At 43.7% G+C, this 22,728-nt stretch carries 21 protein-coding genes and 1 pseudogene; 8 read left to right on the top strand and 14 right to left on the bottom strand.

Annotation, left to right across the window (positions count from 1 at the left end; genetic code table 11):
• The first annotated feature begins 68 nt into the window (after nucleotides 1-68).
• Complete coding sequence (locus AACT19_RS01805) at nucleotides 69-1,124, top strand: AI-2E family transporter (protein ID WP_076644922.1); 1,056 nt, start codon at nucleotides 69-71, stop codon at nucleotides 1,122-1,124.
• On the opposite strand, the gene AACT19_RS01800 is transcribed toward AACT19_RS01805, so the two are convergent.
• A complete protein-coding gene (locus AACT19_RS01800; RefSeq protein WP_076644921.1) occupies nucleotides 1,118-3,361 on the bottom strand; it encodes a hypothetical protein in 2,244 nt (747 codons plus the stop codon). The two genes, AACT19_RS01805 and AACT19_RS01800, sit on opposite strands and share 7 nt — an antisense overlap.
• Nucleotides 3,362-3,658: 297 nt before the next feature.
• Here AACT19_RS01800 and AACT19_RS01795 point away from each other — a divergent pair, with 297 nt between their 5' ends.
• Entirely contained in the window at nucleotides 3,659-3,814 is a 156-nt protein-coding gene (locus AACT19_RS01795; protein ID WP_004732395.1) for a DUF5993 family protein, read from the top strand.
• Nucleotides 3,815-3,823: 9 nt separating this feature from the next.
• Nucleotides 3,824-4,375: a disulfide bond formation protein B gene (locus AACT19_RS01790; RefSeq protein ID WP_004732394.1), complete on the top strand. Its 552-nt coding sequence runs from the start codon at nucleotides 3,824-3,826 to the stop codon at nucleotides 4,373-4,375.
• A 107-nt stretch (nucleotides 4,376-4,482) separates the two neighbouring features.
• Here AACT19_RS01790 and dpaL read toward each other — a convergent pair whose 3' ends face one another.
• The 3 genes from dpaL to AACT19_RS01775 form a co-directional block, all read right to left on the bottom strand.
• Complete coding sequence (dpaL, locus tag AACT19_RS01785) at nucleotides 4,483-5,661, bottom strand: diaminopropionate ammonia-lyase (RefSeq protein WP_004732392.1); 1,179 nt, start codon at nucleotides 5,659-5,661, stop codon at nucleotides 4,483-4,485.
• Nucleotides 5,662-5,787: 126 nt separating this feature from the next.
• Nucleotides 5,788-6,171: a RidA family protein gene (locus AACT19_RS01780; protein ID WP_004732389.1), complete on the bottom strand. Its 384-nt coding sequence runs from the start codon at nucleotides 6,169-6,171 to the stop codon at nucleotides 5,788-5,790.
• A gap of 22 nt (nucleotides 6,172-6,193) precedes the next feature.
• Entirely contained in the window at nucleotides 6,194-6,871 is a 678-nt protein-coding gene (locus AACT19_RS01775) for a helix-turn-helix transcriptional regulator (protein WP_004732387.1), read from the bottom strand.
• A gap of 342 nt (nucleotides 6,872-7,213) precedes the next feature.
• Between AACT19_RS01775 and AACT19_RS01770 the strand changes: the two genes are divergently transcribed.
• The 3 genes from AACT19_RS01770 to AACT19_RS01760 all read left to right on the top strand — a co-directional run bounded on the left by AACT19_RS01770 (nucleotide 7,214) and on the right by AACT19_RS01760 (nucleotide 10,707).
• Entirely contained in the window at nucleotides 7,214-8,377 is a 1,164-nt protein-coding gene (locus AACT19_RS01770) for a M24 family metallopeptidase (protein ID WP_004732383.1), read from the top strand.
• Nucleotides 8,378-8,518: 141 nt separating this feature from the next.
• On the top strand, nucleotides 8,519-9,499 hold the full coding sequence (locus AACT19_RS01765) for a DMT family transporter (protein ID WP_054542897.1): 981 nt from the start codon (nucleotides 8,519-8,521) through the stop codon (nucleotides 9,497-9,499).
• 56 nt (nucleotides 9,500-9,555) lie between these two features.
• Nucleotides 9,556-10,707, top strand: a complete 1,152-nt coding sequence (locus tag AACT19_RS01760) for a M20 aminoacylase family protein (RefSeq protein WP_017085681.1) — start codon at nucleotides 9,556-9,558, stop codon at nucleotides 10,705-10,707.
• 96 nt (nucleotides 10,708-10,803) lie between these two features.
• Here AACT19_RS01760 and AACT19_RS01755 read toward each other — a convergent pair whose 3' ends face one another.
• The 3 genes from AACT19_RS01755 to AACT19_RS01745 form a co-directional block, all read right to left on the bottom strand.
• Nucleotides 10,804-11,433: a bifunctional 4-hydroxy-2-oxoglutarate aldolase/2-dehydro-3-deoxy-phosphogluconate aldolase gene (locus AACT19_RS01755; RefSeq protein ID WP_076644920.1), complete on the bottom strand. Its 630-nt coding sequence runs from the start codon at nucleotides 11,431-11,433 to the stop codon at nucleotides 10,804-10,806.
• 15 nt (nucleotides 11,434-11,448) lie between these two features.
• A complete protein-coding gene (locus AACT19_RS01750; protein WP_076644919.1) occupies nucleotides 11,449-12,405 on the bottom strand; it encodes a sugar kinase in 957 nt (318 codons plus the stop codon).
• A gap of 106 nt (nucleotides 12,406-12,511) precedes the next feature.
• The gene (locus AACT19_RS01745) at nucleotides 12,512-13,945 is read right to left on the bottom strand and encodes a PTS transporter subunit EIIC (protein WP_019350787.1); all 1,434 of its coding nucleotides are present in this window, start codon (nucleotides 13,943-13,945) and stop codon (nucleotides 12,512-12,514) included.
• 260 nt (nucleotides 13,946-14,205) lie between these two features.
• On the opposite strand from AACT19_RS01745, the gene AACT19_RS01740 reads away from it, so the two are divergent.
• Entirely contained in the window at nucleotides 14,206-15,405 is a 1,200-nt protein-coding gene (locus AACT19_RS01740; protein WP_076644918.1) for an enolase C-terminal domain-like protein, read from the top strand.
• Between the two features lie 222 nt (nucleotides 15,406-15,627).
• Here the strand turns inward: AACT19_RS01740 and AACT19_RS01735 are convergent, their stop codons facing one another.
• The gene (locus AACT19_RS01735; protein WP_076644917.1) at nucleotides 15,628-16,335 is read right to left on the bottom strand and encodes a GntR family transcriptional regulator; all 708 of its coding nucleotides are present in this window, start codon (nucleotides 16,333-16,335) and stop codon (nucleotides 15,628-15,630) included.
• 280 nt (nucleotides 16,336-16,615) lie between these two features.
• Nucleotides 16,616-17,860 carry a dipeptidase gene (locus AACT19_RS01730; protein WP_076644916.1) on the bottom strand — a complete coding sequence of 415 codons (1,245 nt, stop codon included), beginning with the start codon at nucleotides 17,858-17,860 and terminating at the stop codon, nucleotides 16,616-16,618.
• A 328-nt stretch (nucleotides 17,861-18,188) separates the two neighbouring features.
• Between AACT19_RS01730 and AACT19_RS01725 the strand changes: the two are divergent.
• Nucleotides 18,189-19,132: pseudogene (locus AACT19_RS01725) on the top strand (helix-turn-helix domain-containing protein).
• 31 nt (nucleotides 19,133-19,163) lie between these two features.
• Here AACT19_RS01725 and AACT19_RS01720 read toward each other — a convergent pair.
• From AACT19_RS01720 to add, 5 genes are all read right to left on the bottom strand, one after another.
• Nucleotides 19,164-19,736, bottom strand: coding sequence for a sugar O-acetyltransferase (locus tag AACT19_RS01720; RefSeq protein ID WP_076644915.1), 573 nt, complete (start codon nucleotides 19,734-19,736; stop codon nucleotides 19,164-19,166).
• A gap of 282 nt (nucleotides 19,737-20,018) precedes the next feature.
• Entirely contained in the window at nucleotides 20,019-20,246 is a 228-nt protein-coding gene (locus tag AACT19_RS01715; protein ID WP_065680898.1) for a hypothetical protein, read from the bottom strand.
• Nucleotides 20,247-20,269: 23 nt separating this feature from the next.
• Nucleotides 20,270-20,485 carry a hypothetical protein gene (locus AACT19_RS01710; RefSeq protein WP_004732361.1) on the bottom strand — a complete coding sequence of 72 codons (216 nt, stop codon included), beginning with the start codon at nucleotides 20,483-20,485 and terminating at the stop codon, nucleotides 20,270-20,272.
• A 59-nt stretch (nucleotides 20,486-20,544) separates the two neighbouring features.
• Nucleotides 20,545-21,453, bottom strand: a complete 909-nt coding sequence (locus AACT19_RS01705; protein ID WP_076644914.1) for a LysR family transcriptional regulator — start codon at nucleotides 21,451-21,453, stop codon at nucleotides 20,545-20,547.
• A 251-nt stretch (nucleotides 21,454-21,704) separates the two neighbouring features.
• A complete protein-coding gene (gene add, locus AACT19_RS01700) occupies nucleotides 21,705-22,703 on the bottom strand; it encodes an adenosine deaminase (RefSeq protein WP_076644913.1) in 999 nt (332 codons plus the stop codon).
• Between the last annotated feature and the right edge of the window lie 25 nt (nucleotides 22,704-22,728).

Here is a 22,728-nt window from a genome sequence, read left to right as displayed (position 1 = left end):
ACGGTATCGAGTGCCTGATTCAAATTGACGAAGCCTCAAAAACAAAACCTCCTACTCATAGGAATAAAATGACATCAAAAAAATACAGTATTCTTAGACAACGAAGTGTGTTGCAAGCTAGTTTTATGCTCCTTGCTGTTCTCATGATGTCTATTTTTACATTACATATCGCCAAGCCATTTTTGTTGCCAATCATCTTTGGTGCTTTTATTTCTTTGCTATGTAGCCCTCTAGTTAACTACCTTACTCGCTTCGGTATCCCTCGAGTCATTAACGTAATGGCTGTACTTATTGGTTTTATTGGCTTTGTTGTGATTAGTTTGAATATGTTGAGTGAGCCCGCTCAGCAATGGTGGTCAAAATTACCAATGTTGGTTGAGAATGTATCTAATGAAGTGAGTGAGGTTACTCAAAACAGTCGCTTAACTGACGCCACCGGGTTCTCCATGAGTAGTACTGTTACCAATGATGGGCTTACCAATAACACGGCTTTTTCCATTATAGAATCAGTGCTTACGACAACACCAACCATTGTTACTCAGTTGTTGGTTGCGTTTCTTATGGCGTATTTCATGATGAATTACGGTCGAAAAATTTATTCTCAAAGCTTATCTCTTTTTGAATGCTTTTCAGATAAGCGTAGGGCTGTTGAATTGGTTAAAGTTGTTCAAAAGGATTTGTCTCGTTACATAGGTGCCATCACCATCATTAATGTTTGCCTAGGACTCACTGTTGGCTTTGCTTTTTATATGATGGGATTGCAAGACCCTTTCCTTTGGGGCGCTTTTGCAGGCTTAATGAATTTTATCCCCTATCTTGGCCCGATGGTTTCAGTTACGTGCTTTGCTTTAGTCTCTTTTATACAGTTTGAGTCGTTTAGCTATGCATTGACGGTCGCTGCGATCTTCCTGGCGATTAATTTGATAGAAAGCCAATTGGTTACTCCTACATTACTGGGGAAAAGGTTTAGTCTCAATCCGCTGATTTTATTTGTATGGCTTGTATTTTGGGGTTGGCTATGGGGCTCTATGGGAATGCTAGTAGGGGTCCCATTACTTGTCTGTGTGAATGTACTTTTTGAACAGTTAAGACATCCAAGGTTGAATGCTCATAAAGGTCAGTAGAGCAGAAGTAAGCCTTGATATCCACTCAGCGTCACTTCTTTCACATAGTCTCCAATGTTGCCATTTGTATCGACCGGCCTCATGGGTTTTTTTAATGGAATATTGAGTTTAGGCGCTGAATAAAAGTCTGGATTTTTACCGTAGAAATCGGTGCGGAAGAGTACGCGACCATGCTCAAACTCTCTTGCGAGCACCATCTCTTGTGGGCCTCCCTCTACGATGTTTGTTTCCGAACGATAAAGAAAATAGGTATAGGTTGGTAACAGCTGAACCTTGCCGTTTGGCAGATCAGCATGCACAACTTGATGCTTGGTTGAATCGCCGACAATGGTGTAGTCACTGGGTGTTGAGTGTGTGGTCGAAAGCATCAACGGAATGGGCTCTAATTTATTCGGAATCCGGTTGGCTGGAAAGCCTAGGTCGATCTTGAGCAGTTGTGTCGGTCGGTAAGCGATGTTTTTCGGCACGCCACTCTTCCAAAAATTCTCTTCGATAGTATTGCCGCTGCCATACACATAACTGCTATTCCACTGGTTAAAATAACTATGTTGTGGCTGGTAGCTGAGGTAATAAATAGCGAGGGTTGAATACTGATCTTGTTGCCAGTTATCTTGGCTGTTACCTAGGTATTGAACGCGCCCATAGCGAGTAGTGGCTTGGAATATAATGTTTGAATCAGTGTTAGCTAACGCTGAGTTATCCCAAAACTTAGACAATCCGGCATAACCACTAAAGCCTGTAGAGGGGAATAGGTAGTGCTCCCTAAAGTACAGGTTTCCTGAGTCAATTAAGTGTGATTGCCCGTTTCGGCCATAAAGGTTGGCGGTTCCAATATTAAGGCCAATTGAAAGCTCATCGTCGTTAGCTGATAACCGTTTGAGAAAGGCTGCGAAGTGCGTTTTGTATTGCTTATCCGCTTTATTAGACCCTACGACAAGACCAAGCTCTTGAATGGTTCCTCCTGAATAAACCTCAAATTGGTTGCCGCCTAAAAGCTTATTGGTATCGTCGTTGTAGGCGCCATTGAGCCCTTGTTGCCCCCAATGTTTGGAATAGTAGTTTCGCATCAACATCAGTAGATCTGGGTTAGCAAGGTTGGTCAATGACCATGATGAGTTTTGGTTCCACATTCGGCCGAAAGGAATGACGCGAGACTCCCAACGAAATCGAGCCGTAGCCAATTTGTTGTTCCTATTTTCATATTCAGAAGGTGATAAATAGTTGTCTTGGTCGAGATCGGCTGATTGGTCAAAACCACGGATCTTGCGCCAATGCTTGGTTTCGTTTGGTGGTTGTGAATCTGTCTTTGAAGTCTGCAGATCTTTGAGTACGATTCTCGGGAAATAGTCCTTCAATTGAACTTGATTTAAGCGAGGGCGGATATCATTTAGGTTCCCTTGCCAGCGCACCCTAACAACGTATAAACGCCCGCCATCTCGAATAAACGTAGAACCAAAATACTGACCCCCACCATAACTCTGACCACTTCCATCGTGAGTATTTGCTCTTACCCAGTTAGATGGGACTCGCCAGTTTACGGCTTGGTTTCGGGTCATGTTGTTCGTGTTATCTTCCGTTACAACGACGTTAGACCATGCCGTGACTTTGCCCTCAATGTTTATCGATGATGGATACTCAATCTGAAACTCTCCGCCCTGTGCAAAGTGTGAAAATTCGAATGCTAAGTGATTGAATTTTTCAGAGTGATAAACGTAGAGAGCGCCACCTTTGTCGAAATATTCAAACACATCAGCATCCCAAGGTGGTGGTTGATAAAGAGCAAAGCCCGCGTGCTTTTCATCAGCGGTATAGCCGATAATCATAGGTTTGCGATTTAAAGTGGTATTGGCGCCGTGACTCGTATCAGGCTCTGCCAGAATCGTGTCTTCTGAAAAGTGTAGGAAAAAATCTTCGTAATCAATGCCATTTCGCTCTGCGGCGTTTCTAATTTCGTTTTCTAATTCTCCTGAATTCAGATCTAATTTTTGGTTGTACATATAACCAATCGCGCTGACGCTTTCGTTATCATTTTTATCGGCGTAAGCCCCAAACACTAAGTCACTATTGTTGACCTCCCAATCGATCACCTCTCTGGCTGATAAGGGGGAGCCATGTAAATTGAACCCATTCTCATGTTGGCTTGGTAGCACAATGGTATAGCTTGCCAAGCTGGTGTTTGAAGACACAAGGCATGTGAAGGGCAGGGCCAATAGTAGTCGAGTACGGTGTTTTTTCATCAAGCTTCCTAGTCACAATGGGAGCGATTTAATATCAGCCAAATTAAGCATCTCACGCTATGTCAGTGTAGCAAAGCACGGTATTGGGGTTCGGTGTACATCGGGAGGTTAGCTCGAATAGATATCAGCATGTAGCTTCTAACTTGACAGTTTGGAGGTTACTAACAACTATTAAGTTGATGATTTTAAATCCGTAATCCATTGGTTCACCTAAGGTGAATGACTAAGGAAGTAGGTGCGGGTGTTTTATGATGTTCAATATGACTGAACTCGATAAATAAGGAGGGGATGCCCCTTATGATGTCTTTACTGTTTTTGTTATTACTTGTAGCGATGATATGTGCTTTTTTTGGTACAAAGACCGCTGCGTATGGCTTTTTCGCTAGCTCAGTGATCCTTGGTTTGTATTGGTTCAATCATCATGCGACTGATCCACTCTCAATCTTATTGTAAGGAGCTAGCATGAATCGAAATCAGTTAACTCTCTTGAATACGCTTGGCCTGCTAGGCATGACAGCCGTTTTATTGATCGGCTTTGTTCTGCAGTTCGTGTTAAATGAACTTCCTTGTCCTTTGTGTTTGTTGCAGCGCATTGGTTTTGTGATGGTGGCGTTTGGCTTCATGCTGAATGTGGTTTATGGGCCTCAATCTCGTCACTATGGTGTCATTCTGATTGGCGCTTTGTATGGTGTGGCCACATCGCTAAGACAAGTCTCTTTGCACGTAATTCCCGGAACACCGGGCTACGGCAGTCCTATTTTGGGAATGCACTATTACACATGGGCATTTGTACTGTTTGTGGCGACGATTCTTGCTGTGTCGGTTATTTTGATGCTGACCAATAAGACCGAATCTCATGAACCTTACAAGATGGGCAATTTCGGGCGGATTGTGTGTCTACTGGCAATCGCGGTGGTGGCATTGAATGCTATTGCTACGTTTGTAGAGTGTGGGCCATATCAGTGTCCGGATAACCCGGTGAGCTATTGGTTACTCAATCAAGGTGCGAGTTAGAAAAATGGTGCTTTGAGAGAGCGATTAAAGAACAACTGGCAAAAGAAAAGCCACAGCGTTCGCTGTGGCTTTGTCGTTAGTGTTGTGGAGTTTATTACCGTCAGCAATTAGCTAGAGTGGTGCAATCCATTCCAAACGATGTCGCGGTAACGTGTTTGGTTGGTGTCGCCTTCCGTGCTGAAGAGCATGATGGTTGCGTCTTCATTTAAGCCTAGAGTGTCACGCGTTGCTTGGTCTGCGCCCTCTCGACAAAGTTGGTAAAGAAGACCTAGTGTAATCGCACCTGACTCACCGCTGATGATTTGGCTGTCACCTTGTAGTGGGTTACCTAGAACACGCATCCCGTTTGCTGAAATACTGTCATCAACCGAGATAAAGTAGTTACTACAATCACGCAATACTGGCCATGTCACTGGGTTTGGTTCTCCACACGCAAGGCCCGCCATGATTGAGTTCAACTCACCGGTTACGTTGACCATTTCGCCTTTCTCGCCTGAGCGGAAAATACAATCTGCGGCTGCTGGCTCTGCAATGATGGTTTCAAATGTATCTGCGCCTAGCTTGTCTGCAAGGTAGCCTAATATGCCGCCTGCCATTGCACCTACACCAGCTTGTAAGAATACGTGAGTTGGAGCGCTAAACTCTTGCTCTTGAACTTGCTCGACGGCTTCGTCTGCCATGGTCATGTAACCTTGAGAGATCCATGTTGGGATCTCTTCATAGCCATCCCATGCTGTGTCTTGTACTAGCATCCAACCGTTATCTTGAGCGGTTTGGTTTGCCATGCGTACCGTGTCGTCGTAGTTAACTTCCGTCACGATGCATTCTGCACCTAAACCTTGAATGCGGTTAACACTGGCTTGAGACGAGCCTTTTGGCATATAAACCACAGCTTTTTGGCCCATTTCACGAGCCGCCCACGCGACACCAGTGCCATGGTTACCCGCTGTTGCTGTCGTAAATACAAGTGGCTTATCCAGTTTTGAAGCAACGGTTTTAAGGTTGATCTCAGAGATGTCGATACCAAGATGTTTTGCCAGTTGACGACCTAGAGCGTAAGAGCCACCTAGCACTTTAAATGCATTCAACCCAAAACGCTTAGATTCGTCTTTTACTAGGATCGCTTTAACACCAAGGTGATTAGCAAGATTAGGAAGAGAGACAAGTGGCGTTGGTTGGTAACCTTCGATCTGACGGTGAAACTCACGCGCTTGTTGCGCTTGAGATGCAGTGAATAGCTCGCAAACTTGTCCAGTGTAAAATGAATTTTTTGATAGTTTTAACATAGGGCACACTTAGATACAGGCAGAGGAATTAAAGGCCATCAAGCGATGTTCAATGACCTTACTTTGTCGTTAATAACATTACATAGTTATTTTTTGCTATACGCAGTCACTAAAAGCAATACGTGATTACTTGATGTAAGCGATCGCTTCAACTTCGACTAGTGCGTCTTTTGGCAAACGAGCGGCTTCAACACAAGAGCGTGCTGGCGCGTTCTCTGTACCAAATACTTCCGTGTACACCTCGTTAAATGCAACGAAGTTTTCCATATCAGATAGGAAGCATGTGGTTTTAATAACGGTATCCAGTGAACCACCACTTTGTTCCAAAACTGCTTTTAGATTTTCTAGTGACATACGAGCTTGCTCTTTGATGCCACCTTCAACAAACGCCATTGTTTTTGCATCAAGCGGTAATTGACCTGAAGTGAAGATTAGGTCTTTGAATGCCATACCTTGAGAGTAAGGGCCGATTGCTGCTGGTGCTAGATCTGTATGGATTTTTGTTTTCATTTCGTTTCTCTTTATATGATTTCTATGCTCTAAACTCGCGGATGTATTTGTAAATAGCGTGGCGAGTAATACCAAGACGCTCAGATACGAATGCTGTCGCCTCTTTTAATTCGAAAATACCGTTCTCAAGCAACTGCTTGGTAATGGCTTTGTTTCGACCTTTTAAGTTGACTGACTCATCGTTGTCGACTTCAAAAATAGCGTGCTCAAGCGCTTGCTCAATCACTTCTGTTGTTGAAGCTCCAAAGTTCTCATGCACACCCACAGGGGCATGAGCCATGTCTGGCATTAAAGTTTTTATGATCTCAGGAAACGGGTGAGACAAGTTCATATTGATACAGAACAGCCCAATTGGTTTGCCATTTTCTCCAGCTAGTACACAGGTCGTAGACTTAAGTAACGATCCATCTTTGCTGGTGGTGAAGTAACTTTTTGGCGTGACCTCACCAGTGCTCTCAAACACACTCAGCATCTTCAGCCCCAGATCGGTGATAGGTGACCCTACTTCTCGACCCGTGTGGTGTCCGTTCACTATCTTCACTACCGACTTTTCAAAGCTCTCGAATGAATGAATCACAACCTCACAGTGCGGACCAATAAAGTCGGCAATGGTTTCGGCTAAGCGAAAGTTCAGTGCGAGATGCTCTCTGTCATTGTCGGTGAATTCTACGTTAAACGATTTATATGCTGATGCGTTCATTTTAGACCACTGTTGTTAACTTTAATTGCCTTTCATTATCTTTGGTTACTCGATGTATTTCAAGTTGCCAATTAACTTTATGTAACTATAAGACTATATATCCGCTTCCTACACAAGTCTAAAGTTACAAATAAGTACCTAAAATTGATCGTAATCAACAATATTTCCAGTTTTAGATGCTTTCTGGTCACTATAGTTAACCATAAGATCTTGGTCACATTATTTAACTTAAATGTCAGTAAGATGCTCACCGTAACGTAAACAAAATTGAACTATAGGGTTGGTTACTGGTTGTGAAGAGCAGCAGAAGTGCCTACCTAAATACAATAATTAGAGGTTCCAATGACTAACTACCTAAACCGCGGCTTTGAACAAGCTGAGTTTGAACACAGAACATCACGCGCTCAAAAAGTCATGCATGAGATGAATCTGGATGCGATGATTTTCACAACCGAACCAAACGTTCGCTACTTCACTGGCTTCCACACTCAGTTTTGGCACAGCCCAACTCGTCCATGGTTTGTCATCGTTCCTGCAGAAGGAAAGCCGATTGCGATTGTTCCTGAAATAGGAGCAAGTGGTATGGCGGGAACATGGGTCGATAACATTATTACTTGGCCTTCTCCTCGTCCTGAAGATGATGGCATTAGCTTAGTAGCTAGCGCATTGAACTCTCTGCCTTGTCGTCATGGTCGAGTAGGCGCAACGCTGGGCATTGAATCTCACCTACGTATGCCTGTGAACAATTACTTGAAATTAACCACCATGGTTAAGAAAGACTTTGTTGATGTGTCTTTAGCAATGCATGAACTTCGTCAGATCAAGTCACAAGCTGAAATCGAGAAAACACGTGAAATCTGCCGCATTACCAATGTTGGGTTTAGCAAGATCCCTCAATACGCAAAAGCCGGCATGACCGAGCGTGAAATCTGTAAACAGTTCCGTATCGATATGTTGTTAGAAGGTGCGGACGAATGCCCTTACATCATCGCAGGCTCAGGGCCAGATGGTTATGACAGCATCATCATGGGCCCAACTGATCGCATCATTGAGCCAGGAGATGTGTTGATCATCGATACCGGTGCTGTACGTGATGGTTATTTCTCTGATTTCGACCGTAACTGGGCATTTGGTCATGCAAGTGAGCAAACCAAAGCGGCATACCGCGCTACTTACGAAGCGACCACGAAAGGCTTTGAGGCTGCGAAACCGGGCGCAACCACGACTGACATCTACAACGCGATGTGGGGAGTATTAGAAGCCAATGGTGCATTGGGCAACGACGTTGGTCGTCTTGGTCATGGTTTAGGTATGGAGCTGACAGAGCGCCCGTCTAACACGGCTACCGACAACACAGTACTTAAGCCGGGTATGGTGATGACATTAGAACCGGGCATGGTTTACGCACCGGGTAAGTCAATGGTTCACGAAGAGAATATCGTGATTACTGAAGACGGCGCTGAATGGTTAAGCAAACGCGCAGAGCCAGAACTGATCATTATTTAGCTCAAAACTTAACACCTTACAAATTTAACACCCTACAAAAGCTGGCTCTGGACTCCAGAGTCAGCACATAAAAATTATAAAAAAACTGGGCGGTGATGCATCGCTCTTATTCAATAAGAAACAAGATTACGGAAGATAAAAATGAACACAACAAACAGAGACACATTTTTAGGATGGACTGCCGCCATTGCCGTTGCCTGTATCTGGGGCGTAACAGGGGTGGTCTCTAAGCCGCTTTCTATGGCTGTTGATCCGATGACATTGGTATTTTTCCGCTACGTTACCGCGGTAATTGGCCTATCAATCATTTTCTTTTTTACATCACGTAGCAAAAACTTAAGTGCAGACTTAGGGTCTTCATTAAAGATCGATACCAAAGATATTGGACGTATTGCGCTTTGTGGCATCGTGGGACAAGGGGTTTTCTCACTTTTTAATTTCCTTTCTCTTTCTCATATTGGTGCGACTGAAAACGGTGTTATCCAAGGTATGCAGCCGTTCGCGACAGTCTTCTTCGGTATGATGTTTATGAACTTCCGTATGAACAAGGTTCAGTGGGGCGCTTTCATCGCATCTGCAGTTTGTATTTACGCAATGAGTGTCGGGCCAACAAACACCATTGAAGGCGGTACTCCGCTGCTGGGTTATGTTTACGTGACATGCTCGATGCTGGCTTTAGCGTGGACGGCACATTTACGTGCTAGCTTAGCGGACAAATACGGCTCAGTGGTTTCCATGCTGTACCAATACATTTCGGTTGCTGTGATGGGCATTATCGTTGTGTTGACCATGGGCTTGGACTTGTCTCAGATTTACATTATTTTCTCTAGCCCGCTGTTGATTGCACTGCTTATTTTCTTAGGTACAGGCATTTCTGGTGGTAGCTACTTGATTCAATTGTATTCTTTCAAGCGTATCGGTGTAGAAAAGGCAACGATGGCATTAAACCTCATGCCTTTGGTTGGGTACTTAGTGGCAGTTGTGACACTTGGTGAACAGATGGCCATGGGGAAAACTATCGTTGTTTCATTGATTGTGGTAGCACTTTACGTGTTCACTAAGTTTGAAACGAAGCAAGAAGCGACAGTTGAAGAAAAAGAATTAGAAGAACAAAAAGCATAAAATTAACTAGAACAATGAAGGTGAGCGAGATCTCACCTTCCGCTTTGGAGAAATCTATGACACTTGAACAAACCGTCACAGAATGGCGTCGCCATCTACATCAGTACCCTGAATTTGGTACTGAAGAGTTCAAAACCTCTGAATTTGTTGCGAATAAACTCGAAGAGTTCGGCATTGAAGTTCACCGTGGTATTGGTGGAACCGGTGTTCTGGGAATTTTAAAAAATGGTACAAGCGATCGCTCGATTGGGTTGCGTGCTGACATGGATGCCCTGCGTATTCATGAAGAGAATACGTTTTGTCATGTTTCTAAACATGATGGCGCGATGCATGCTTGTGGTCATGACGGGCATACAGCTATGTTGTTGGGTGCCGCGCAAGAGCTAGCAAACAGCAAGCAATTTGATGGCACCGTTTACTTCATTTTCCAACCCGATGAAGAGCGTGGTACAGGCGCTAAAGCGATGATCGAAGACGGCCTGTTTACTCGTTGGAATATGGATGCGATTTACGCAATGCATAACCTACCGGGTATTCCTGAAGGTAAGTTTGTGACTCGCCCCAATTCATTAATGGCGAGTGAAAGTAGCTTTGAAATTGTTATCAAGGCGACGGGTGGTCATGCCGCTATGCCACACATGGGAACCGACCCGATTGTAGTTGGAGCTCAGGTTGTGACCGCCTTACAAACCATTGTTTCACGTAATTTGAGTGCAATTGATGAGACGGCGGTTATCTCAGTGACTAACTTTGTTACCAATGGCACCGTTAACGTGATTCCTTCGCAAGTGACCATTTCAGGTGATACTCGTAGCTTCACGGATCAAGCGTTACACAAGATTGAGAAAGCGATCGAGCGTGTCGTTGCGGGTCAGTGCATGTCAGCAGGCGTTGATTATCAATATCATTTTAACAATAGCTTTCTATCAACAATCAACACGCCGGAAGAGACTGCTCACGCAATCAAAGCAGCACAAGCGGTTGTTGGTGAAGAGAATGTGAATGGAGCTTGTGAACGCTTCACTATCAGTGAGGATTTCTCGTTCATGTTACGTGAAGTGAAAGGGTGCTATGTGCTAGTTGGGAATGGTGTTGGTGAATGTGGAGGCACTGCGCTTCATAACCCACACTACGATTTCAACGACAATATTCTGGAACATGGCGTTGGGTTCTGGAAGACGCTTGTAGAGCAACAATTGTCACAATAGATAGATGAAAAAAGAGCGAGAGGCAAGCTTCTCGCTCTCTTTGTATACGTTGTATTCTCAAATCCCGCTAACGCTTTGGGCTAGCGACTGATCTGCTTAATGATTTACTTGCTCAACAATCTCTCGTGTTAGGCGTGCAATTTCATCCCACTCTTTGTTCTCGATGAGCTTCTTATCCACCATCCATGTGCCACCGCAGGCTAATACTTGAGGCACTGCTAAGTAGCTATCGATGTTAGATGGCGTGATACCGCCTGTAGGCATGAGTCTAATGTCGCCATAGGGTCCGACTAACGACTTCACCATACTGATACCGCCGGAAGCTTCTGCTGGGAAGAACTTCAAGGTTGTTAAGCCCATCTCTAATGCCGCTTCAACGGTGCTTGGATTGTTCACACCCGGAATGATATCGATACCGATCTCTTGGCATGCTTTAACTGTGTTTGGATTGAACCCCGGTGATACCACAAACGTTGCGCCCGCTTCTTTTGCTGCAAGTGCTTGCTCACGGTTCAAGATGGTGCCCGCGCCGATCAGCATTTGTGGCTGTGCTTGGCGAAGCAGTCGGATAGCTTCAACAGCGGCGTCTGAACGGAAGGTAATCTCAGCCGCGGGAAGCCCATTCTCAGCCAATACTTTGCCTAGAGGGATAATATCCTCTGCGTTATCAATGGCGATAACAGGGATAACTTTAAGTGCTTTTAGCTGTTCGTTAATTGTAGACATGTGTACTTCTTAATATCAGTTTGAAAGAGTGTCGGTGATGGATTTTGGGATGATTGCGCCATGATGTTGAATCACCAATCTGGCTAATGCATTACCTTGGTGGCAGGCTTCTTCAATAGAACCTCCTGCGAGATAGCAAGATAAGAAACCGCCGTTAAAAGAGTCGCCAGCTGAGGTGCTATCAACCACAGTCTCGACAGGTGTCGTTGTGATTTTTACTGGCTCGCTTGCGGAGTTTTCGCTGATCAAGCAGCCTTCAGCACCAAGCTTTACAACAACGGTTTTGACGCCGAGTGCATGCAGCCTTGTTATGGTGTCTTGTGGTGTTTGATCACTCCACAACAGTTGTTCATCATCGAACGTGACTAGGGCTATATCGGTCGTTTTATAGCCCAATAGATAGCATTCTTTAGTTGCGGCCTCTGAGCTCCACAACTTTGGTCGATAGTTACTATCAAAGGCGATGGTAACGCCACGTTCACGTAGGCCCTCGATGATAGTGAGCAACTTTAGCTGATCGTTGTGTGGCAGTATCGCCAGGGATATACCACTCAGAAACACCATATCAACATCACGAAGTTGGTTGGCTATCTTATCGAAATCGGGGTGCTGTACCATGTAGCGAGCGGCGGAGTCATTACGCCAATACAGAAATGTGCGTTCACCAACGTCATCTAATTGAATCAGATACAGGCCTGGCGAGCGCTGTTCGTCGATAAGCACTAAATCGGTTGATAACCCTTCATCCTGCCATCGGTTAAGCATCTCTTTGCTGATAGCGTCTGAGCCTAGAGCCGTGACATAACTGGTACGAATCATAGGTGCACCTGTCGAACAGGAATAGCTTGTGGTACCTCGGTTCAAATAAACAGCGGCGTTGAGCGTATCTCCACCATAGGTTTGTTGCATGGTGCCGAATGGAGCGCCGTTCAGTTCAATCATACACTCGCCGATAATCGCAATGTGGCTCATAGTGTGCCCTTACAGAAAGATTGGTATTGCTAGGTATAAATGATGGAACGTGGCTACAAGGAAGGTAGCCACGTTGATTCTGTTCCCAATAGGTTGGGAGGCAGTGTTACTTGTTGTCTAGTTTTACGAACAATAGCGTTAGAACATAAGACAGTGCGAACACACCCACCACACCCATTAGTGCCTGAATGAAGTTTTGCGTACCGCCTGCAAGGTAAGCTGGCAAGCTGAATACAGAAGACAGAATGTAGCTGGTTAAGTGAGTATCTATCGTTACCGAGATAGCACCGAACACACCTGCCGCCAAACTCGCGGTCATCATCGCTTTGGTGTATTTCGTTAGGACACCAAATAGAGCTGGCTCCGTGATGCCTAAGATAGCCGTAACACTTGAGCCCATCGTAATTGAAGATTGCTCTTTAGAAACTGTCTTACGTTGCTTATGCCAGATAGCCATTGTCGCGCCTGCAATTGCCATATTACCCAAACACATGATCGGCATAAGTAAATCCTTACCATACAGTGCAAAGTTGTTCAGGCTGATTGGCGTCATGCTGTGGTGGATACCAAATACGATGGTAATTGGGCGAGTCAGACCAAACACAAAGCCTGTTAACGTCGGAGAGATCTCCAGTAGTGAACTCATTACCCAACCTGCGCCATTACTTAGCCAGATACCCGCAGGGCCAACAAATGATAGTGTGATGGTTGAAGTCACCGTAAAGGCAAGCAGTGGTGTAAATACAGGCTTCGCAGAAGAAGGAACTAGACGGTCAACTAACGGAGTCACTTTAGACAATAACCAAATTGCTAGAATCGCAGGAACAATCGCGCCGCCGTAGTTAAGCAGTTCAATGGGTACTACGCCTAGCACCGTCAGCTCAGGTGCAGCGCCAGCCTCTTTTAGCATCGCCGCTTTATCTACAAGCTTGGGTGCTAGCATTGCAGAGGAGACAGCAAGCGCAATGTATTCGTTTACTTTGAATACCTTAGCGGCAGAGAAAGAAACCAGCATAGGCAAGAAGAAGAACACAGCGACAGAAATTGAACGGAAGAAGTAAACCGTGTCTGAAGTTTCAGAGATAACATTGGTTGCAATAAGACCAGACAACAGGCCCATCAACATACCTGCACCGGCAATCGCTGGAACTACTGGGCCGAAGATACCCGCGACAATGCGCATCACGCCTTGGAACAGCTTGCCTTTCTCTAGCTCATCAGCAGGGTTAGCGTCAGCTTGTTGAGTGTTTGATAGCGCATTGAACCACTTCTCGACCTCAACACCGATGATGACTTGAGTTTGGCCTTGTTGAAGTACCACACCTTTCACATCTGCGATCTGCTTGATCGCTTCTTCGTCTACCAGCGATTCGTCCGCTAATTTGAATCTCAGCCTTGTCATACAGTGCGTGATACTCACGATATTGTCTTCACCACCAAGTGCAGTGATTAATAACTGTATATTTTCTTTGAAATTTTTATTTTTCGATGATGACTTCGAGTTATTAATAACGGCATCACTCTTTTCTACCATTTGCATACTACACCTGTTATTGGAATATATTTAACTCGAGCAATCATAACGACAATCAATTTAAATCCAACGCAGTAAAAAGAGATCTCAATCACACTTAAAATCCGAAAAATTATTTTTCCACCGTTTTTAGCCAATTGGTATGTTTTGTTTATCAAAAAAATACTCTTAACGTACCAATTATTTTTACGAAAAATTAGCGCTTGAAATGTGGTTTTTAAAGCGGTTAGATAATAGGAGTTGACTTAAGTTTAGGTTATTTAATTGTGAAAGAAACTATTATATCTGATATCCATTGTATTATTACTAAGCCAGACAGACACAATCTCATTACCGTGGTAGTTGAAACGAATGAAGGCGTGACTGGGTTTGGTTGTGCGACATTCCAACAAAGACCGCTTGCTGTGAAAACAATGGTCGATGAATATTTAAAACCTATTATTATTGGTAAAAACGCCAATAATATTGAAGACTTATGGCAAATGATGATGGTCAACGCTTATTGGCGAAATGGCCCTGTTATCAATAATGCAATTTCCGGTGTTGATATGGCACTGTGGGATATAAAAGCCAAATTAGCGGGTATGCCGTTACATCAATTATTTGGTGGTAAGTCTCGTGATGCTATTCCTGTATACACACACGCGACTAGCGACACAATGGAAGGTATTTATGAGCTGGTGGAATCTTTCCTAGACAAAGGCTACAAGCACATTCGTTGTCAGCTTGGTTTCTATGGCGGCGTTCCAACCGATTTGCATACCACTCAAAACCCGACTGAAGGCTCGTACTACGACCAAGATCAGTACATGGACAATACTCTAACGATGTTTAAGTCGTTGAGAGAGAAATATGGTAACCAATTCCATATTCTTCATGATGTTCATGAGCGCCTATTCCCGAATCAAGCGATACAATTTGCCAAAGAAGTCGAGCAATATAAGCCTTACTTCATTGAAGATATTCTGCCGCCAAATCAAACGGAATGGTTGGATAATATTCGTAGCCAAAGCTCAGTTTCATTAGGTTTAGGGGAGTTATTTAATAACCCTGAAGAGTGGAAATCACTGATTGCTAACCGCCGCATTGATTTCATTCGTTGTCATGTTTCACAGATTGGTGGTATTACCCCAGCCCTGAAACTAGGCCATCTATGTCAGAACTTCGGTATTCGTATTGCATGGCATTGTCCACCAGATATGACGCCAATTGGTGCAGCGGTAAACACGCATTTGAATGTGCATTTACACAATGCCGCCATTCAAGAACATGTCGAGTACAACGAGAATACGCACAAGGTATTCCCGAACGCTGCAGAGCCAATTAATGGCTACTTATACGCTTCTGAAATAGCAGGTATTGGTGTTGAAATCGACCGAGAGGTTGCAGCCGAGTTCCCTGTTATGTATCGCCCCCACGAGTGGACTCAAAGTCGCCTTCCTGATGGCGCGATTCACACTCCATAACTCATCGAGTTAATTAAAATGGCCGCTTAAAGCGGCCATTTTTTTTGACTAGTATTAATTACTCAATTAAATTTATCAAAGGTCTATAATTTATTTTTAGTTAGCAAGATTGTAACTAATAAATATTTAAGTACAGTTATTAACTGATAGGCTATTGATTGTAAATACTTAACTGGGTTAGTTATTTAAATTAACTAAAATGGTGGGCATCTAAATAAATTATTACTTCTTATCTCGGAAGCTCATGCTCTCACTGTTAAAAGGCGTGTGGTAGGTGCATTGGTAGTTGATGTCGATGATGTCGCTGACGATGAACAGTTCACCCGATGCTAAGAAACCTCGGTTGGTGATATTCATCGCCGCCGCATTTTTTTTGCAGCCGAGCAACTCCGCATCTTCTTTAGAAACACTGATCGCTTGATACGTCGTTAAGTAGCTATCGATCTGAAGGCCTTTCGCTAGCGCATGTTTCTGGATTGAGCTTTCAATGATCTCGGCATTCATCTCTGGGAAGACACTGACAGGGATCTTGGCTTCTTCAATCTGAACTACTTTATTGTTAATCAATCGAAGACGTCTAATTTTCCAAATGTAGTCATTGTCGTCTAAAGAAAAAATCTGCTGTTCGTGGTTATCGGGTAGCGCTTTATTTAGCTGGAGCTTTTTATAAGAGATCTCTTCAAAACTGTTTTCAGTGATGGAGTTGTACACCAGTGGTGTACCAATGAGAGAAGTGTTGACGAAGTAACCAGAACCCACCTTAGATTTCACCATGCCAATAGCCTCTAGCTTGGCTAGTGCTTTACGAATCGTGAAACGAGATAATCCATATATTTCAGATAGTTCTCGTTCTGCAGGAAGCTTATGGCTGATACTGTTTTGGCAAATTTTGCTCACAATATCTTGAACAACTAATTCATATTTTTTCATTCTAAAAACTTAAAAAAGCACTCATGGTGATTAAATTATAGTTAACTAAATCAGAGACTCAGCGCATTCCGAACTAGCCGATAATTCTAACATAGAAGGCCAATTAGATGATGAGAAATAGGGTGTTTTGGAGGGCGAATTCGAGGGCTACTTCTGGGTGTGTGACTTCATTCTCTTTCTTGATTAGATAAGCGTGAAGGCGAGGTCACCTGCAAGTAGCTAATAAAAAAGCACGACTAATAGGACGTGCTTCGAGTGTTTGAGCCTTCTTAGTAGCGAGCTACATAGCTAAGTTTTCGTTTCTTAACTTGGTGAGCGCTTTTAGACGCTTTGTATACTCTTTTTGGAACTCGTCAGGGTCAGCGCCCTCAGATACTTGAGCGTACACTCGCATCTTGTTACCACCGTAGATCTTAGCAAGATCATCGTTGCTGTAACCGCGTTTCCACAGTTCATCAGTAATCGCCGCTAGGATCTTCGACAGTTCGCCATTACCGGTAGCGCCTTTGTTGAATGCCTCAATCATGTAGCCGCCATCGTCGTACATTTTCGCGTTCTTGGTTGCGAAGTCCACAACCATCGCGGTAGAGAACATATCATCAGTTGCGATACCTACGTGGTCAACGCCTACCAATTTCACGTAGTAATCGATCATATCAGCAGCTTGCACTGGAGAAATATCTTCAGGCCAAACGCCGTCCATCATCCATTCGGTGAAGGTTGGAGCAACGTAGCCACCTGATTTAGCCGCGCGTATCGCTTCATCGTCAGGAATAGCGCGGTAGCAACCTTGTGGTGTTGCATCTGGCTCACACTTATAAAGCCCTGCTGGCACTGAGTGAGTGTAAACAAATGGGGTTCCAGGATACTTCTCTTCCATGTAATCCATTGCGTCATTTGCTGTCTTTGAGCCTGTGTGGCTGAGATCGAGAATGACCTGATACTCGACCATCGAATCAATAACAGATTCTCCCCAAGGTGTTAAGCCTATATCTCTACCGTTAAATGCTGCTAATTGCCCTGAACCTGTTCTGAAAATGTCGTTATACGCCAAGATCATGCTTTTTAAGCCCATGTCTTTTAGAATCGCCATTTTGGTCACATCTTCTTCCAAAATAGTGGCAGTTTGACTGTTCCAAAGCACGGCAGTTTTTCCTTCGGTGTGCGCTTTTTCAATGTCATTATTGGAATGCGCGATGATGAAATTATCAGGTTGTTTTGCCATCGCAGAGCGGTGTTTATGATGGTGAAACAAGAAGTCATCAAAGTTGTGATCAGCAGCGGTAATGGTGTATTCATGCCCTGTAATACCTGCATCACGAGCATCTTGGAAGTAATCCAACAGTTGTTGCTCGTCCTGCCAACCTGCACCGTAAGGGCTCGCGAGCATACCGATGACAATGGTGTCTTGGACAAATGTTTTAGCCTTGTCTGATGCAGGCCAGGTCTTACTCTCAACACTTGCCTGTGCAACACCAACACTCATTGCAATGCTTGCTGCTACTAACGTTATCTTTTTAAAAATGAAAACCTCTCAATTACGGGCTTAAGTCCATTTATATTTATGCCTAGATTAATAGTAGACCCTGACGGTATCGTCGAGTTATTTAAATTGATAACCCTGTCATACTTTGTAATCAAAGCGTTACGTCCTGAACTGTGATTTCGCCTTAATGCTAAAAACTTAAAGCGCCTCTTGTTAACTTGAGGTGATAGTAGCTAAGCTAGAAAAGTTAAATGTGCATTTTGTGCCACTGAACTTAGAGCCGGTATTGATGAAAAAATTGATGCCGATAGTTGGGTTGAGTTGTGGATTTAACCTGTTTTGATCAAGACAAAGGAACCGTGAACTGATGCTTGAATTACCATTGATTGCGAAGAGTGTTGGAGTCATTTTCAGCAGTGCGTCCGAGAAGATAAGTCATTAGCTCCATATCACGCCGCGATAGAAGCGCTCGCAGTTCAAGTGAACATGCCATTTTCAATGGATACTTCACCTGCTCAATATGTCTCATTTAATGTGTTTACGCAGTTCTTAGAGGGTTTGAGGAAGGTATTACCATCTGATGTGTTTGTTTCTGCGTTATTAGACAGTGCTCAACGAGCCGCTCTCGAACTCGATTTTTCTAACCTTTCAGCTCAAGATTTTCTGTCTCTTTTTCCGTTTGAACAATGGTCAGTTGAATCGTCTTCACAGTTATTAAAGCTTTCATTTCTAGTATCTAATAGCTCGCTGAATGGTATCGAAGCCGAGCTGTTTTTGATCGTTTATAGTCACGCCTATTTTAAATCTCAGCAGATTGATATTGATAAGCCCATTCGCTACGACTTAGTTTCAGTGTCGGCGAATGCGTTAAGTGAGTTAAGTGAGTTAAGAATACAAACGGAAACGCCACAGTATTTAGGCCAAACTGAGACGTGCATTTCGTATAGCCCCATTGATCGAGATTGCTCAATCAAAGCGGTATCAACGGCTACTACTTCTACCATCAAGGTGACACAAGCATTACTTCCTTATATCGGTCGAGTAGATGTAGATTTGGTCTCGTTTGGTCAGATAAACCGAATGGGTAAGCGTACAATCCAAAGGGCGCTTAGTGAAGAGGGGACGACCTTTCGAACCATTAAAGAGGCTCTGTCTTTTGAATTCGCCAAGCGCGTTATGACTGAGCAAGATTATTCGATCTCAGATATTGCACTTCACTTGGGATACGCAGATGCCTCACAATTTATAAGAGCGTTTAAGCGAGCAAATGGGATTACACCTTATCAATGGAAGAAAGGCCATGTTGAGTGATAAACATGGCCTTTCTTAGATTGCTTCTGAACTAGTCGCTTTGTTGCTCAGTATTCAAATGCCGAATCAACTTGGCTGGAGTGCCACCGTATAAGCAGTCTGGTGGTACATCACTGTTAACCACTGAGTTCGCCGCGATAACAGAGCGAGCACCAATCTTTACGCCTTGGTTGATGACCGAGTTTCCACCAATCCACACATCGTCTTCGACGGTGATAGGTAGGCAGAAAGTCTCCCACTTACGACGACTGAGGTGATCCAGTGAGTGAGAGGCCGTGTAAAATTGGGCACTTGGCCCCACCAATACATTGTTGCCAATTTTGATATTCGCGCCATCAAGCATTACCACGTTCATGTTGATAAAGGTGTCGTTACCAATTTCGATGGTTTTGCCAAACTCACAATGAAACGGGGGACGGACAACGCTGTTTCCTACTTTACCAAACAGATTAGCCTGAAGACTTGGTAGCTGAGTATCGTCTGAACATTGATTCAAGTCTGATAGCGCCTTGCTGGCGTGAGTGCGCATGTGGTCAATCTCATGGTCTGCGCCATCAAAAATCTCGCCGGACAGCATTTTCTTGAGTTCTGTTTTCGTTTTCATCGCTTGCACCTCACTAGTCAACATGGGTATTAGAATACGGACAATTGGACATAAAAAAAGAGAAAAGCCTCAGCCTTTCTCTTCCTGTTTTTATTCAAGTTAGCCATTAATTTCGCGTTGTCCACGAATGCATAGATGAACAATAGTAATAATTATTGTGTGATGACTAGCTAAATGGGCAACTCACTTATTTATCTACTCATTAGATCGACTCGAAACTCTTTGCCCATGAGCTCGTACACATTGAATTGAACCATATTCCAATGTTCTTCAAAGTTGTATTCAAAAATACTGTCGCCTGTTTCTAGGCTTTGGGTGAGTGTCCACTCTGTAGCGAAACTCTCCTTTCTTGATACCACCTAAAGTCGGTTGAGTGGATTCAATCCAATCGTTAGTTCGAGATGTGAACGTTCCTTGATCAGTATTCCAAGCAACAGAAGTGCAAGCTTGAACGGCTGCTGCGCTAGTTAGTCCGACCAATAATGCGATAGCGACTAGTTTTAATTTCATACACTGACTCCACTCGTAGTGACTTAGAATGAGTAACTTTGATTGCGATCTATTGAAGAGGTCGTTAATGCCGATAATTCGTCATGAAACGTTTTTAACCTATCTCTACAAGCTGTCCAGTCTGCAAATTCGACGACAGACCAATCTTCTTGAGGCTCACCACATACGTCGTTGTATGAAGCGCAGCCCGAGAGAATCAGTAATAAGATGACACTTGAAAGTTTTGGTACTAGATTCACGTTCTTGTCCGGTTGTTTGGTTTGCAACCAGAGTAAGTCACTTCGCCGTCAGGTTATAATCACATCTGTAGGGTTAGATCCTCATATTGTCGGGCATGTATGCACAGCGATTCTATTAGTTTGCTTCGAATAGGCCCACTTTGCGATTGGTTCATGGACCAAATAGCTAATGGAAATCTAAGCTTTGTATTCAGTTCTTCAACGTTGAGTTCAATGAGTTTTTCGAGTTTTAATTCGTTTTCGACAATGTGTGCGGGTACAACAGCCCAACCTTCACCTAACGTCAATAGTGCGATGAAAATACTAATATTTTCTATTTTTTGGATATTGGGAGAAACGATGATTTTCCTAGATATATCGTTGTAGTCTTCAAGCAGTATCTGACGATGTGCACCTAGATCTCGTGCGTTTAGCTTTTGTTTTGAATTAGGGAAAAAAGATGGGCTTGCGACCACCTTGAATGGCATGCTCATTAGATGTACATAGTCTGTGGAGCTTGCGCCTTGGGTATTGTTATCTAGCAGAACAATGCCCAAATCAGTCTCTCCCGTTTGTAGAGAATCCCTTGTTTGATCAGTACTTCGATGAAGCCAGTGCACATTTACATAAGGATATTCTTTTCTTATATCCATCATTACGGATGCAATCATTTCTGATGGAACCAATCCGCTATGGTAAATCGTAATGTTACTCTCAACGCCTGACTCAATAGTCATGCATAGATTTTCGAATGCTATCGAGCTGTCATTAAGGCTTTTGGCGTGCCGAAACAGTGCATGACCATGCTCAGTTAACACTGGGAATTTTCCATTGCGGTCGAACAAAGTCATGTTCGTTTCGATTTCTAGATTACTAATGACCTGACCAAGCGTTGTTCTGTGCTTGTTTAAGTGCCTAGCAGCTGCACTAAACGAACCTGTCTCGATAACGGCAACAAATGTTCGTACCTGCTCGTAACTAATATTCATGTGATGATCAAACCCTACAGAAATGATTTCTATGTGACACTAGTCTTTGACACCTTGCTCGTCATTATTTTTAAGTGAAAAGAGTGACAGATGATGTGAAAAGGGTCGGTATCAATTGGGTGCCGATGCTTATATTCTCGACTTTTTTATTCCATTTAATAGAACAAAAAAAAGCTCTCAAAAAATTGAGAGCCTTAAATGCATTATCTGCCTAAATACAAGGTTAGGCAGCTTAAGTTATGTTTCGCAAATTAGATTTGCTCAACGAAACCCATTAGGTGCTGTTTCACTTCGTCTGAAGCAAAAGCGCTGTCTACAGAGTACTTGTAGATCTCTGCGTAGTCTTCTTTAGTTAGACCGAACGTTTCACATACACGCTTCACTTCGTTAGTCATGGTTGTGTTCGACACAGTACGGTTGTCTGTGTTGATAGTCACAACGATGCCGTCTTTCTTGAACTCAGCAATTGGGTGGTCGCTGAATTTGTGAATACATTTAGTTTGAACGTTACTTGTTGGGCAAGTCTCAAGCGCAACTTGCTTCTCTTTAACGATGTTGTACGCGTCTTCGTTACCTTGGATGTGAACACCGTGGCCGATACGCTCAGCGTCAAGCATTGTCACTGCATCGTAAACGTTTTGACCGTGCCATTGTTCACCAGCATGAACTGTAATGCGGTAGCCTTTTTCAAGAGCGTATTGTGTGTACTCAGGGAATTCAGCGCAGAAGCCCGGCTTTTCACCGCCAGCAATATCAAACGCAACCACACCTTTACCTAGGTAAGGTTGGCCTGCGTCGATCACGTCTTTGATTGAATCTTTCGGGAACATACGAAGTACAGACATAATGTAATTGCCCTTGATGTCGTATTTCTCTTCTGCACGCTTCATGCCTTTTACTGCACTTGCAATGATCGTATCAAGAGACAAGCCCTTGTTTACGTGCAGGATTGGTGCGAAACGAACTTCTAGGTACTTAACGTTTTCTAGTGCAGCGTCTTCGTAAAGCTCGAAAGAGATACGCTCAATCGCTTCTTCAGTTTGCATCACTTGTAGCGGCAGGCTGAAACAAGCCAGATACTCATCTAGGTTTTTGCAATCTTCTGGCACCGTTAGAGATTGAACAACCGCGTCGCGATCTTCAGGTAGTTCGATATTGTACTGTTTTGCTAGGTCAATAATCGTATCTGGGCGAACACTTCCGTCTAGGTGGCAGTGTAAATCAATCTTTGGTAGTGCTAGAAAATCCATGAGTATTCCTTAATTCTATTATTAT

Origin of the sequence: Vibrio sp. 10N.222.47.A9, from assembly GCF_963872585.1 — a bacterium.
GTDB classification, from domain to species: Bacteria; Pseudomonadota; Gammaproteobacteria; order Enterobacterales; family Vibrionaceae; genus Vibrio; species Vibrio splendidus.
This window is presented reverse-complemented; position numbering and strand designations above follow the sequence as displayed.

Coding starts and splice junctions, on each gene's coding strand:
- AACT19_RS01760 (WP_017085681.1), top strand. CDS start 9,556: ATGACACTTGAACAAACCGTCACAGAATGGCGTCGCCATCTACATCAG.
- AACT19_RS01715 (WP_065680898.1), bottom strand. CDS start 20,246: ATGAAATTAAAACTAGTCGCTATCGCATTATTGGTCGGACTAACTAGC.
- AACT19_RS01805 (WP_076644922.1), top strand. CDS start 69: ATGACATCAAAAAAATACAGTATTCTTAGACAACGAAGTGTGTTGCAA.
- AACT19_RS01770 (WP_004732383.1), top strand. CDS start 7,214: ATGACTAACTACCTAAACCGCGGCTTTGAACAAGCTGAGTTTGAACAC.
- dpaL (WP_004732392.1), bottom strand. CDS start 5,661: ATGTTAAAACTATCAAAAAATTCATTTTACACTGGACAAGTTTGCGAG.
- add (WP_076644913.1), bottom strand. CDS start 22,703: ATGGATTTTCTAGCACTACCAAAGATTGATTTACACTGCCACCTAGAC.
- AACT19_RS01755 (WP_076644920.1), bottom strand. CDS start 11,433: ATGTCTACAATTAACGAACAGCTAAAAGCACTTAAAGTTATCCCTGTT.
- AACT19_RS01735 (WP_076644917.1), bottom strand. CDS start 16,335: ATGAAAAAATATGAATTAGTTGTTCAAGATATTGTGAGCAAAATTTGC.
- AACT19_RS01775 (WP_004732387.1), bottom strand. CDS start 6,871: ATGAACGCATCAGCATATAAATCGTTTAACGTAGAATTCACCGACAAT.
- AACT19_RS01720 (WP_076644915.1), bottom strand. CDS start 19,736: ATGAAAACGAAAACAGAACTCAAGAAAATGCTGTCCGGCGAGATTTTT.
- AACT19_RS01705 (WP_076644914.1), bottom strand. CDS start 21,453: ATGAATATTAGTTACGAGCAGGTACGAACATTTGTTGCCGTTATCGAG.
- AACT19_RS01800 (WP_076644921.1), bottom strand. CDS start 3,361: ATGAAAAAACACCGTACTCGACTACTATTGGCCCTGCCCTTCACATGC.
- AACT19_RS01790 (WP_004732394.1), top strand. CDS start 3,824: ATGAATCGAAATCAGTTAACTCTCTTGAATACGCTTGGCCTGCTAGGC.
- AACT19_RS01750 (WP_076644919.1), bottom strand. CDS start 12,405: ATGAGCCACATTGCGATTATCGGCGAGTGTATGATTGAACTGAACGGC.
- AACT19_RS01780 (WP_004732389.1), bottom strand. CDS start 6,171: ATGAAAACAAAAATCCATACAGATCTAGCACCAGCAGCAATCGGCCCT.
- AACT19_RS01795 (WP_004732395.1), top strand. CDS start 3,659: ATGATGTCTTTACTGTTTTTGTTATTACTTGTAGCGATGATATGTGCT.
- AACT19_RS01765 (WP_054542897.1), top strand. CDS start 8,519: ATGAACACAACAAACAGAGACACATTTTTAGGATGGACTGCCGCCATT.
- AACT19_RS01745 (WP_019350787.1), bottom strand. CDS start 13,945: ATGCAAATGGTAGAAAAGAGTGATGCCGTTATTAATAACTCGAAGTCA.